This is a genomic window from Synechococcus sp. PCC 7502 (genome assembly GCF_000317085.1).
GTDB lineage: Bacteria > Cyanobacteriota > Cyanobacteriia > Pseudanabaenales > Pseudanabaenaceae > PCC-7502.
Window position 1 is genome coordinate 842,960 of the sequence record NC_019702.1, and the last position, 13,221, is coordinate 856,180.

11 protein-coding genes are annotated in these 13,221 nt (G+C 40.8%); 4 read left to right on the forward strand and 7 right to left on the reverse strand.

Features of this window, described 5'->3' with window-relative positions:
• Positions 1–40: 40 nt before the first annotated feature.
• The 4 genes from hpsJ-A to SYN7502_RS04215 are packed head-to-tail and all read right to left on the reverse strand — an operon-like array spanning position 41 to position 2,367.
• Positions 41–757, reverse strand: a complete 717-nt coding sequence (gene hpsJ-A, locus SYN7502_RS04200) for an HpsJ-like protein, cyanoexosortase A-associated (RefSeq protein ID WP_015167644.1) — start codon at positions 755–757, stop codon at positions 41–43.
• A 38-nt stretch (positions 758–795) separates the two neighbouring features.
• A complete protein-coding gene (locus SYN7502_RS04205; protein ID WP_041429223.1) occupies positions 796–1,494 on the reverse strand; it encodes a cyanoexosortase A system-associated protein in 699 nt (232 codons plus the stop codon).
• Entirely contained in the window at positions 1,494–1,940 is a 447-nt protein-coding gene (locus SYN7502_RS04210) for an archaeosortase/exosortase family protein (protein WP_041429225.1), read from the reverse strand. The genes SYN7502_RS04205 and SYN7502_RS04210 overlap by 1 nt, the downstream gene beginning before the upstream one ends.
• Positions 1,930–2,367 (reverse strand): archaeosortase/exosortase family protein, encoded by a 438-nt coding sequence (locus SYN7502_RS04215; RefSeq protein WP_041429227.1) that lies wholly within the window; start codon positions 2,365–2,367, stop codon positions 1,930–1,932. The genes SYN7502_RS04210 and SYN7502_RS04215 overlap by 11 nt, the downstream gene beginning before the upstream one ends.
• Before the next feature lie 200 nt (positions 2,368–2,567).
• On the opposite strand from SYN7502_RS04215, the gene SYN7502_RS04220 reads away from it, so the two are divergent.
• From SYN7502_RS04220 to SYN7502_RS04230, 3 genes are all read left to right on the forward strand, one after another.
• Complete coding sequence (locus SYN7502_RS04220; protein ID WP_015167645.1) at positions 2,568–4,016, forward strand: efflux RND transporter periplasmic adaptor subunit; 1,449 nt, start codon at positions 2,568–2,570, stop codon at positions 4,014–4,016.
• A 126-nt stretch (positions 4,017–4,142) separates the two neighbouring features.
• Positions 4,143–5,588 carry a hypothetical protein gene (locus SYN7502_RS04225; RefSeq protein WP_015167646.1) on the forward strand — a complete coding sequence of 482 codons (1,446 nt, stop codon included), beginning with the start codon at positions 4,143–4,145 and terminating at the stop codon, positions 5,586–5,588.
• Between the two features lie 145 nt (positions 5,589–5,733).
• A complete protein-coding gene (locus SYN7502_RS04230; protein WP_015167647.1) occupies positions 5,734–6,987 on the forward strand; it encodes an ABC transporter permease in 1,254 nt (417 codons plus the stop codon).
• A 20-nt stretch (positions 6,988–7,007) separates the two neighbouring features.
• On the opposite strand, the gene mutS is transcribed toward SYN7502_RS04230, so the two are convergent.
• Positions 7,008–9,584, reverse strand: coding sequence for a DNA mismatch repair protein MutS (gene mutS / locus SYN7502_RS04235; RefSeq protein WP_015167648.1), 2,577 nt, complete (start codon positions 9,582–9,584; stop codon positions 7,008–7,010).
• 88 nt (positions 9,585–9,672) lie between these two features.
• Complete coding sequence (locus tag SYN7502_RS04240; RefSeq protein WP_015167649.1) at positions 9,673–10,407, reverse strand: pentapeptide repeat-containing protein; 735 nt, start codon at positions 10,405–10,407, stop codon at positions 9,673–9,675.
• 171 nt (positions 10,408–10,578) lie between these two features.
• On the opposite strand from SYN7502_RS04240, the gene SYN7502_RS04245 reads away from it, so the two are divergent.
• Positions 10,579–12,252: a GspE/PulE family protein gene (locus SYN7502_RS04245; RefSeq protein WP_015167650.1), complete on the forward strand. Its 1,674-nt coding sequence runs from the start codon at positions 10,579–10,581 to the stop codon at positions 12,250–12,252.
• Here SYN7502_RS04245 and SYN7502_RS04250 read toward each other — a convergent pair.
• Positions 12,232–13,149 carry a hypothetical protein gene (locus SYN7502_RS04250; protein WP_015167651.1) on the reverse strand — a complete coding sequence of 306 codons (918 nt, stop codon included), beginning with the start codon at positions 13,147–13,149 and terminating at the stop codon, positions 12,232–12,234. The genes SYN7502_RS04245 and SYN7502_RS04250 overlap by 21 nt on opposite strands.
• Positions 13,150–13,221: the final 72 nt, after the last annotated feature.

The window sequence follows — 13,221 nt, forward strand, 5'->3', positions numbered from 1 at the left end:
ATTTTCAGGGGTTTTTAGAATATTTGTAAACCCCGCAAGCTTAAACTCGTTTTTTCCTAAAGAGTAAACTAAAAATTGCCGATCTTCTACCAGAATTTTGCCACCAAAATCTCAGGAATAGTAAGGCTATAATCACTGCACCAACCACAGATTTAACGGTTCTCTTGCGAATCGACTCATTACTGTTGTTTACAGATTCTTCAATTTGAGACTGAACCGTTTTAATTTGATCATCCAGTTGTTGCAATAGGTTTTCTCTAATCTTGCCAGGGCTTTGAATGGGATTAGGAGTTTCTGAAGTGTTAGGTATCTGTTTTTGAAATACTTCTAGTTCTTGATCCGTAGCGGTATTAATTTTTTTTCGTAACTCTTCAGCCTGGGAAATTTTTTGTTTTTCTTGAATTGAGTATTGAATATTGGTAACTCTAGTCAGTTTTAGCGAGGCAGATACACCGAGAGGAATTAGGGCAAAATAAATCAGGCTCAGAAAGAGAGAAAACCATGCAAAGACTCTAATTAGGGTTTTTTCAATTTTAAACTTATCTAAGTCTTGCTTAAGCTCACGGGATAAAATTAACCAAAACCCAATCAAAGTTCCCGGTGAGCTATCCACAAAGTAATTAAAGGTATTAAATTCCCAACTAAAGTCAAAAAATTTGAGTGGAATTAAGTAAATTATGAGGTCTAACAGCGAAAAAAGGGCTAATCCGTAACCTACGTAGGGTAAAGTAGCTTTGGCATTCTCAGAATTGATCATGTAAATAATAGATTCAGGACTAAATTTTAGTTTGGTTTTTAATCTGGATTCGCAAAACCCTTAAAATATTGATAGCGATTACTATCTATATGTTGCCAAGCAGTAACTAAAGTTTTATAGCTTTCGTCAACATTATTCATATTACTGGGAATAGACAGATTTATCCATAAACATCGCCAATCCCTCAGTCTTTCCATGCCTAAAATTACTGGTATCCAGCGTTTGGGATTAAGATCATAGCGATCACGGTTGGCTTGAAACTGCTCATTAGTGACGGTACTGCCACCTCTAGGATTAATACAACTGGAAAGATAGGCAGTGTTTTGGTTGTAGTACAGCCCGTAAGAGCTTCCCGATTCCTGTGCAATTTTCATTACTGGCACCTCATATTTTGATTTTTTGCTTTGAGCGTAAAGCTTTAAAAAACTATCCACCCCACCACTAGGCGATTGAAAATAAAAAACTTCTAGGGCTAAAGGTAATTGGGAAGCTTGAGAGTAAGTGTAGCGTCTGCCTGGTATTGCCTGAATTTCCCTAGTTCCCCAAGCTCGAGTAGTGAGTGATGTGGGAGTTGAATTAAGATCAGACCATGCAGGTATAGGTATGCGATCAGGAATAGTCGGAGGCTGGATTCTGCCCCAAGTTGGATCAATTAGCGATCGCCCCATAATTGCCAAAACACCAACTGTTAAACCTCCCAGTAACCCTAGGTACCAAATTCTAGATTGTGCAGCCATCAATTAGTCTCCGATTTTTCCTGAGTATGAGTCTGCTCCCATATCCACTCACAAAGTAATCCAAATAACACCATGGAAATAATACTAAATACCTGCTCTCCCATACCTTCATGCCAATAGTCAAACGCTGATTTATTTTGAGCATTAGTTAGTATGGCTAGAATCATGATCCGAAATCCATTGACTAAAAACGCAATTAAAGCACCAGTTAATGGCAGTAATAAAGCAATAAGGCGAGGCACTGGACAATAAATCGCAAATAAGGCTCCCATCTGCAAGAGGATAGCTATAGATGGTAAACCCGAACATCCAGAATTAACTTCGATCGCTCCATTGGGAAGGGCAAGAACTACATTTTTACGAACTACATCAAAGTTGGCGTAGTACAAAATTACTCCAACAAACTTAGCAGCAAGGAGACTAAAATTAAGGACTCTATCTAACAATTGGCATTAAGATACCAAAGGGGATCACGGAAACCAATACTAGAGCTAGCTCACGCTTATATAACTTTAAATTTTTAAAACCACTGGCAAGCAGTACTAACCCCACTGCTGAAAAAAGTGGCAGAATATCTAAAAGAACGTCATTAGATCCCCTGAAAAACCAACTGCGAACTAAAACCAAAGTGATTAGAGTTGCTCCGATCGCTATAGATATTAGATCGGATGAATCAATGGGTAGGGTTTTGCGTCGTTGCCAAATTAGAGAAACCACACCAACCCACGCTAACCCTCGCACAATGACGTAATTAAGGTTAGGACTTAAGACGTATGGCAACTGTAAATGCATAACAAGCAACGCAGAACCCAGTGCGGCAAGCCAGAAACTAGATTTATACAGCCATGATTGCCATGTATTATTTACTTCCATAAACTCTTAGGCTTTGAAGTTATCACAAACACCTTATTTTAGTTCTAATTGTCCTGTACCCAGGGAAATTATTTATTGTTGGATGGAATCTATATTTGAACAACTAAAGCTTAGAACTCTTTGGCTGCGATCGCCGTCTAAAATCAACAAGTGAATTAATATAAGCTCCATTAAATAAAGTGAAATCGGGATAGACATTTATGGCGGAGTCCTCCTACTCAAATAAAAGCCCAAACAAAAACGATTTAGATAAAAATACCTTAAAAGATGATCAGCAAGATGACCTAGAGAATTCCGAACTCCCAATTAAGGAGTCTAAGGGCAAAGGACTAGTGCTGAAAATATTACTGGGATTAGTGCTTGTCATCATTTTAGGGGGAGCAACCTATTGGTTTGTGGGAATGAATAAGCCAGAAACTAACCGCCGAGGTAGGGGGGGAGTGGTAGAACGCTCGAATTTAGAGATTACAATTTCTGCCAATGGCACCATCCAGCCTGAAAAATTAATTAATGCTAGTCCAAAGACCTCTGGTCGGCTGAAAAGTTTGGTTGTTCAAGAAGGTGATCAAGTTAAAGAGGGACAAATTCTTGCCTATATGGATGACTCTAACTTACAGGGACAGATCAAACAAGCTCAAGGGCAATTGGCATCAGCACAGGCAAATCTGCAAAAACTGATTGCTGGTAACCGCCCACAGGATATTATGCAGGCACAGGCAGCCCTTGCCAATAGTCAAGCCACCCTACGTCAAGCTGAAGCTAATTTTAGGCAAAATCAAGACCTTTACAGCAGTGGGGTAATTTCGCAACGGGATTTTGAGACTTCGCGGACGGCAAGGGATAATGCCCAAGCTCAGGTAAAAGTACAAGAGCAGATATTAGCTTTACAAAAGATTGGTTCTCGTCCTGAAGATATTGATCAAGGGCGATCGCAGGTTGAAGCTGCCCAAGGTGCATTGGAAATTGTTCAAGCGCAGTTGGAGGACACAATTATCCGAGCCGCCTTTGCTGGGACTGTAATTAAAAAGTATGCCGATCCGGGGGCATTTGTTACTCCTACAACTTCTGGTAGTGCTGTATCCTCCGCCACAGCCTCTTCGATCTTGTCATTATCGGCGAATAATCAGGTGGTAGCAAACGTGGCAGAACGGGATATTCGTCAAGTTAAGCTGGGACAAAAGGTATCGATCCAAGCCGATGCCTATCCTAATCAAGAATTTAGCGGAGTAGTTCAAGCGATCTCACCCCAAACCACAGTTACCCAGAATGTCACCAGCTTTGAAGTCAAAATAAATATTACCGATGACTCTAAACAGCTTTTGCGATCGGGCATGAATGTTAATGTCAATTTTCAAGTGGGGCAATTGGCAAATGTTTTAACGGTACCAACGGTAGCGATCGCTCGTCAAACTAAGGTTACGGGAGTATATCTACGGAGGGGCAGAGATAAACCTCCAGAATTTGTTCCCATTGAAATTGGACTTACTGTTGGCGATCGCACAGAAGTAAAGTCGGGATTAAAGGAAGGCGATCGGGTACTAATTACCTTTCCCGAAGGTCTGCGTCCCAATAGTGCGGCAGGTCGGAATAATACGCCCGGTTTGCCTAGCAGCCCCAGCGATCCAAGTAGTGGTAGAAGGCGACCTTAATTTTATGTTAGCTTGCAAAGTTAGTTCTAGTAAGAGTTTTGTCTGTGAGGTTCCATCTTAAAAATTAGCCCTGCGCTAAAATTATTCACAGTAAGCAAATAAATATACACCAAACTAAAGAAACTTATGGCTGAAGAAAGTCTTGCAATTGTACTTATACCATCAGGAAATACACCTTCTCAGATTGAGACTTCCATTGGTGCATTCAGTCAGCCTCTTGCAGATCTTCTTCAGCATATCGGCTTGCCAACGGAAAATATACTTTCGCCCATTCAAGAGCGGAGGAAAGTCATTTATGCTTTAGAAAGCACTTTAGAAATCCTTCCGTTAGAAGATAGGGCTAAAGCTGATTATCTGTCTAAGTTTACAGTCGCAATTACAGTTGGCTTATTTGATGGTGCGCTCACATTTTTATGGGACGAGACTATCAAAGCTCTAGGGCGGTTAATAGTTAGTTTTGACCTGCAATATTTTTATAATGTAGCGGAAAGTATATCTCCAAAATATAAGAACCTTGATTCACCAGAAGATCTTGAAGCAATATCATCACATGATCTTCTCGAAATATCTAGGAGAATAGGATTAGTTAACGATATTAATTTTGAAAGATTGCGTCAAGTCAACTATCTTAGAAATCATGCAAGTTCTGCTCACCCGAATGAAAATGACATCTCTGGCATAGAAATGCTCTCTCTGCTAGAAACTTGTCTAAAGTATGCGATAACCGCTCAACCAAATCATTCTGTAATTAGAATTAAGCAGCTTCTGGAAAACATTAGGAAAAATAGAATACCTGATGAAGATTTTACTGTTATCGGTGATGATCTTTCTCACCAGCCTCAAGAGAGAATAGACGATTTTCTCCTATCAATATTCGGTATTTACTGTGATCCCAAGCAAGAGCAGCACGTCAAGACTAACATAGAAAAACTGGTTCCTTATGTTTGGCAATGTGCATCAGAAGAAACTAAGTACCAAATCGGTTCTAAGTTTGGTTGGTATAGGAAAAATGGAGATACGGATAGAAAAAATGCAACTCAAAAGATTTTAGAATTAGTTGACGGTCTTCGATATCGAGATGAAGATAGCTTGGCAGCAGAGCTTATGGAAAAGCTGCAAAATCTAAAAACCGTCCATTTTGAGTGGAATAATTTTTATAATGAGTATCCTCATGCTAAATCTATAGGAGAATCGATTCCAAGAACTGGAGTACCAAGATCAGTCAGGAAGTTGTTTGTAAAAGTCGTATGTATTTGCTATTGCGGCAATGGTAAAGGATATAAAAGAGGCATTGATGAAAATGCTTTACCTTATTACCAAAGCTTTATTGAAAGTTTTACCATTGACGAAATCAAAGAGTTTCTGAAACTTTTCAGCGATAATGAGTTTGTCTATGATCTAGGTACAACTAAAGCTGATGAACGTATGCGGAAGTTAGCGACAGAGTTAAAGTCAAAAACAACGAATGTTCACATCAATAAGGTATTGGACGTTATCATAAGCTTTCCGAAGCAGCTCTTACCTAGACTGTCCAACGACTCTTCTTATAAAACACCACTGAAGTATGTATAACGGAGTAAAGTTTCTTATTGGAAAAGCCAACAAGCTCATGCACTCAGAATGAAGGCATCCACTACCATTTATGATACAAGCATCATTGTCATCTCCTATATTTTTTATTTTTTGAATTTTAATCACTGGTCAGCAGAAAAGTAAAATGCCTAAAACTACTTCTGTATCTTTAATTGAAGTTTTAATCATGTCCTTTGACTCCCTGTGGAGTAATCGCCTGCGCACGAGTTTGACGATGCTAGGGATGATTATTGGTATTGCGGCTGTGATTGCCATTACCTCGGTGGGACAAGGAGTGCAATTGGCGACTGCCCAACAAATTCAGGCTTTAGGCTCTAATGTTTTACTGGTACTTTCAGGAGTATCACGCTCGGGGGGGATTAGTCTTGGCGGTGGTTCGGCTTCGACTTTAACTTGGGAAGATGCGAAGGCAGTACGAGCGCAAGTACCCTCAGCCAAAGGGGTTACCGCATTCCTACAACGGGGAAATATTCAAATGGTCTATGCGGATCAAAATACTGCCACCACCATAATCGGTACGGATATAGATTACAGTGATGTTAAAAATATCTATCCGCAGTCTGGACAATTTTTTGCTCAAACCGATATGGATGCGGCATCGGCAGTTGTAGTCCTAGGCTCAAAGGTACGTGATGATTTATTCCCATCGGGAGAAAGTCCTCTAGGACAAAGCATTCGCATTCAAAATCGTCGCTATCGGGTTTTAGGGGTAATGGAGTCTAAGGGGGCTGTGGGTACTACGGATCAAGATGATCGAGTCTATATTCCTTTAACTAATATGTCTTCGCAGGTAGTGGGAAATAATGCGATTTCAGGGGTTTCCATTAGTGGGTTTTGGGTCAGTGCTAGTGACAGTGATGAACTAGAAGCTGCTCAGTTTCAGGTTTCTAATCTGCTGCGCCTGCGTCATAATATTATTGATCCTAGATTTGATGACTTTCGTATGATCAATCAAGTTGATACAATTGCTGCTTCTAATCAGGTTGTGGGCTTATTTACGGTTATGGTCGGAGCGATCGCTGGTATATCCTTAGTCGTTGGCGGGATTGGCATTGCTAATATTATGTTGGTTTCAGTTGTAGAAAGAACTAGAGAAATTGGTGTGCGTAAAGCAGTTGGGGCAACCAGAGGGGCAATTTTAACTCAGTTTTTAATGGAAGCGATCGTGGTTTCGGCAATTGGTGGCTGTCTAGGAGTAATTATGGGGATTGGCTGTGCCTATGCTGCATCTGGGGTTTTTGCCTTTCCCTTTGTGGTTTCACTATGGTCAATATTTGCTGGGTTAGGGCTATCTGTAGCTGTGGGGCTAGTAGCGGGGGTAATTCCAGCCCGCAGTGCCGCAGGACTTGATCCGATTACAGCATTAAGAAGTGATTAGATTGCTTTTTATTTATATTACTATTCGTGATTTTCCAGTTGATTTTCAAAGATAGTAAGCTGTTGTTTCGGAATTTTATCTTCTTTCTGGGTTTGTCCCGATCGCCTTAAGCCCGTAGCAATACGACTATGACTATCTATTTGTTTTAATAATTCCTTGGCACGACTGATCACCACTGGGGGTAATCCTGCGAGACGACCGACCTCTATACCATAGGAGCGATCAGCACCACCTGCTTGGACTTGATGCAAAAAGATAATTTCATCTGCTAATTCCTTAACTGTAACTTGATAATTAGCGACATTATCTAATAATCCTGCCAGTTCATTCAATTCGTGATAGTGAGTAGCAAAGATAGCTCTAGCTTTAATGCTTGAGGCTAAATATTCGGCAACTGACCAAGCGATCGCCATCCCATCAAAAGTCGAAGTTCCTCTACCAATTTCATCCAAAAGTACTAAGGAATTAGTTTGAGCATGGTTGAGAATATTTGCAGTTTCTAACATTTCCACCATAAAGGTTGATTGCCCGGTAGCAAGATCATCCACGGCTCCTACTCTTGTAAAAATGCGATCGCAAACTCCCAATTTCGCCATATCCGCAGGCACAAAACTTCCCACCTGAGCCATTAACTGAATTAGTCCCAACTGCCGTAAAAATGTACTCTTACCACTCATATTTGGACCCGTGAGAATGATTACATCTGGATGTCCTTCTCTTCCTAAATTAATCGAATTCGGCACAAAGAATCCTGAAGGTAAAGCCTGCTCAACCACAGGATGCCGACCATTAGCAAGTTGAATTGAGCGATTAGATTGCAACTCAGGTTTTACATAGTTATGGGTTACAGCCACCTCGGCAAGACTGGTTAGGGCATCGGCTGCTGCCAAAGAGTTAGCGATCGCTCGACATAGATCAATATGATTTGCGGTTTCGGTTCGCAGTTCCGTAAATATTTGATATTCCAATTTATACAAAGCATTTTGGGAGTTCGCAATCCGTTCTTCCTTTTCTTTGAGTTCAGGGGTGATATATCTCTCTTCGGTGGTGAGGGTTTGTTTGCGAATATAGTCCTGAGGAGCTTGATCGCTTTTGCCTCGACTGATGCTGATGTAATAACCAAAGGTCTTGTTATAGCTAACCTTGAGCGTATTTATGCCCGTGCGTTCTCTTTCCCTTTGTTCTAGGTTCAAAAGCCATTGGGCATCATCGATCGCTTGCTGTTTTAGTTGATCTAGTTCGGGATTAATGCCTTTGCGAATCAAGTTCCCTTCTGTGAGAATAATTGGTAAATCATCAGCCAGAGTTTGAGATAGGCGATCTCCCAGTTGGATAATTTCAGGAGGGATAGTTTGCAGAGCAGTTAAATATGGAGATTTTGCCTTGATCAAGAGCTTAGCAATATCCTTGAGTTTGATTAAAGAAGTAGCCAAAGCCATTAAATCCCTGGCATTAGCTGTACCTGCGCCGATGCGACTACAAAGACGTTCAATGTCATAGATACCACTAAGCTGAGTGCGTAAGTTTTTGCGTAGGGTATGATTTTTTACTAATTCCTGTATAGTATTTTGGCGATCGCAGATGTGGGAAATATCCTTTAGTGGTTGCAATAGCCATCGGCGCAAAGCCCGACCACCCATCGTTGTGCAAGTGCGATCCAAAGCCCATAACAGTGAACCTGTAAACGTACCATCCTTGGCAGTTTGGGTAATTTCCAAATTTCTACGGGTTTGATAATCCAGAACTAAATAATCACTGGTTATGTAAGTGGAAAGAATGCGTAACGGTACTTGGGTATTTTTGTGGGTAGTTGCTAAATATTCTAATAATCCACCTGCAGCTCGGATTGCGAGGGGTAAACTTTCACAGCCCATGCCTGCAAGTGATCGCACCTTAAAGTTCTCTAAAATTCTTTGTTTGGATTCAGTTAAGGAAAAATTAGCTAGCGATCGCTGGGTATAACAAAACTGAGTTGGTAATTGAGGATGAATATCAGTGGATTTTTGCAGAATATTTGGCGCATTTACAGGAATCAAAACTTCCGCAGGTTGTAATCTTAGAAGTTCCTGCACCAGATTATCAGTGCCTTGAATTTGTGTAGTCAAAAATTCCCCCGTAGAAATATCTGCGTATGCCAATCCCCAATTTTGATCCGCATTAGCGATCGCCACGAGAAAATTATTCTTTTTTGCCGTTAGCATTCCCTCTTCCATTACCGTTCCGGGCGTGATAATGCGGGTAACTTCTCTTCGCACTAATAATCCTTGAGCTTCGGCAGCAGTTTCCACTTGATCACAAATGGCAATGGATATGCCTTTTTCCACTAACTGACTGGCATAGCGTTCGAGGGCGTGATAGGGAATTCCTGCCATTGGCACTCGACCAACTTCCTTTCCTGCATCTTTTCCTGTCAAAAATAATTCTAATTCTCTTGATACCAGATGGGCATCCTCAAAAAATGCTTCAAAGAAATCTCCTAGGCGATATAAAACTACAGTATGGGGATACTTCTCTTTAACATCAAGGTATTGCCTCATCATCGGTGTTAATAAATTGCGATCGACATCAGAGGCACGGAGAATAGCAGGTTCAGGCATTACTGAGACTTTTAAAATTTAGAGTAAATCCCATTTTATACTCTCAGCTAGGCTTAAGTATTTAGCCTTGAGATTTTTGATAACTACTCTATTGTAAAAGTGCCGCAGGGACATTATGGGCAGACATTAACCCAACCACATTTCGCCAATTAGTAGCATTCCCACGTCCATCTTTCCCCCAGCGAATATCATCCAGATTTGCCCCCTCTAAATTGGTACGGCTCAAGTTAGCATCCCGCAAATCCGCACCCGATAAGTCCGCATCCCGTAGATCAGCACCCGATAAGTCCGCACCACTTAAATCTGCATCTTGGAGAAGCGATCGCCTCAGATCGGCACAATATAACTTAGCACTCCACAAAATTGCCCGACTTAAATCAACATCAGATAGGTTTGTTTGCCAAAAAATGGCGTGACTAGCATTAATATCCTGTAAATTGGCACCTTGCAGATTAGCACTATTGAAATTTGCAGCGATCGCACTCGATCCTTGGAGATTAGCTTGACTGAGATTGGCGAATGTGAAAGCTGAACTATAGAGATTAGCCAGACTGAGATCAGCATAAATTAGAGAACCTGTAGCGATCGCCCCATTTAAACTAGCCCCAGCTAAATTGGCATATTCTAAGTTAGCCTCAATTAAGTTGGTATGATACAAATCCGCTCCTTCCAGATTGGCATGACTTAGGTTGGCATAACGGAGATTGGCGACACTGAGCATTGCATTTTGGAGAAGGATTGGAGTATCTGGGAAATTTTTGCGCCATTGATTCCAAGAATCTACCCCCTCAGCCAGCAATTGTAATTGTTGTAAATTAGCCACATTTATCTCTTAAAACATCAGCCTAGCTCTTCAAGGTGCTTGTAATTGATTATACCAATTAGACCTGAGTGGAATTTTTTAGTTTTGACGAACTACCATAGGGATAGCGATGTCTATATTAATTAGGACTGATCTTGGGTGTAAGCAGGTGAATTTTTAACAAAAACTAGTATGAGTGAAATACCTGCAAATTCGCCAATTTCGATATGGAAGCGACTACGCAATCAAGAAATTACCTGTGATGAGGCAATTCAACTTTTAGTTGATAAACGGGGTGGAGTTCGGATTGAACTACTTGATGAAGAAGTTAGTTATCGATTTTTTCATCGCTTTGAAGATCGGAAATCATTACCGCCCGTTATTCCCTTACTGCTATGGCATGGCTATTTTTATCTAGGCTCACCCCGTGAACTTACCCATGAAGAAATTAAACAGTTGAGTAATGGAACATTAACAGGTATTAAAAACGTGCTTGTTTCATCGGATAGTTACTTGCTATGGTTTCTGAGGCAAAATCTTCCTGAACCTAGTACTATTGCTCCGCCAATTATCAATCCACTCACAGGGGTAAATGATGAAGCACATTTGGATGAAATTTCTAATATGTATTTATCCCAGGCACTAGACCAAACTCATCGGATTAATGCTCTAATTTCTGTTGCCCTCCAACATCGTGCCAGTGATATTCATTTAGAACCAACCGAAGCTGGATTACGAGTACGCTATCGAATTGATGGCATATTAAGGACGACAAGGGTTTTGCCTCCTGAAGTCAGCCGTAAAACAATTGTTGCGCTTAAGGTCATGAGTAAGATGAATATTAGCGAAAGTCGCCGCCCTCAGGATGGACGCATTAGTCAGCACTACATTACCGCCGATAATCTTGATCTTGACCTAGATATGCGAGTCAGTACCTTTCCCTGCCTTGATGGGGAAAAAGCCGTAATTCGGTTGTTAATGCGTAACCAAATGATTGCAACCAGACTGCAAGATTTAGGTTTTTCGGAGCGATCGCTAAATATTTACCGCAATTGGTTAACTCAACCCCAAGGGCTAATCATTGTTACTGGTCCAACTGGTTCGGGTAAAACTAGTACCCTGTACGCCTCCTTGCAATTCTTAGCAACGGATCAAGTAAATATCGTCACAATGGAAGACCCCGTTGAATATACTTTACCTAATATTACCCAAGGACAAGTGCAGGAAACAGGAGGGCTTACTTTTGCCGCAGGTTTAAAAGCAATTTTGCGTCAAGACCCCGACATTATTATGGTGGGCGAAATTCGTGATTTGGAAACTGCCGAAATTACAATTCGATCTGCGATGACAGGACATTTAGTTTTATCGACCATGCATACCAATGATGCGATTGGGGCGATCGCCCGTTTACATGATTTAGGGCTTCATCCCAGTTTAATTGGAGAATCTTTGTTAGGGGTGGTTGCCCAACGATTAGTACGCAAAGTATGTTCCTTTTGTTCGGAGCCGTATATCCCTACCCAAGCTGAACTGGATTTACTAAATTTGACGATGGAAGATGTCAAAACTCAAGATTGGCGACGGGGTAAAGGTTGTGAACATTGTTTTGGTTCAGGACATTTAGGGCGAGAGGCAATATTTGAGCTATTAAATATCACTCCCCAAGTACGAAAAATAATTAATCGGGGAGTGCAATCGCAATTAACGGATTACTGGATAGATCAAAGTTATGAATCTTTTAGTAATAGTGTACGGGAGAAGATTTGTGCAGGAATCACCACGACAGAAGAAGCTTTACGGGTGCTGCCACGGCAAATGTTTGTCAATGTGAATATGCCTAGTGAACTAAGCAAAAAGTTGATCTAACCTTGCGATATTTAGTTGACGATGCCAGTAATGTAACTTGGTTAAAATCCGAGTGAAAGTAAAAGCTAACTCGATCGCAGGAAATAAACCCTGATTTTGTAAAATATCATCACTTTGGCTCCGTTCATGGCGATGGTGTTGAAATAGTGCCAACATTTGACCAGAAATATGCCGAATCCTTGTGGCAAAACTATCTTGAAAAGCCCAACTGGCAAATCCCCAAAACTTAGCTAAATGATTAATTTCATCTTTGAGTGGTTGAGCGATCGCCTGCTGTAACTCGCCCGTAGAATGTACCATTAACCATAAATAAATAGATACCGCCGACCATTCTGTGCCAATCCGACTGAGGACATGATTATAAACTTCATAAATTGGATTTTCATTAAATTGATTATCTCGAACTGAATTTGGTTTTGGGCAGAGCTTTATCCCCGTCAATTTTTCATAGATTTTACTGAATACAGGAGCATGTTGCCGTTCTTCCTTTTCCCATTCACTTATTTCCACAATTTTGCCATTGTCATCTCTGACTCCACCCATAAAATATGCCATTTGGGGATGCACAGACTTAAAGAAATGCCAACTTTCCGTGGAATACTCTCGAATTGGAGTTTCAATTTCTACAGAACTAGCTAGAACTGATAAAAATAAAGCGGGATCAATACCAACAATCTGATCTTTATTAATGGCATTCCAGTGAATAGGTTGCCAAGGGCGTTGGTGTGGCGATTCAAATTGCTTGGGCAGATCAAATAAATGTGCGGTCAAAATTTCAGGATCAAGGTAGCGATCAATTAGTCGATTAATTCTGGCTCTGGTTTGTAAATAGTGAAGTTGGGGAGCACAGAAACCAGCAAGATCAAAGGTGGGTTGGCTTTTAGTTAGTGAATTCATGGCTTTGAGTTAATTCTGAGTTGATGAAATTAAGTATCAAAGATTTATGGAATTGAGAAATATACCGCTATG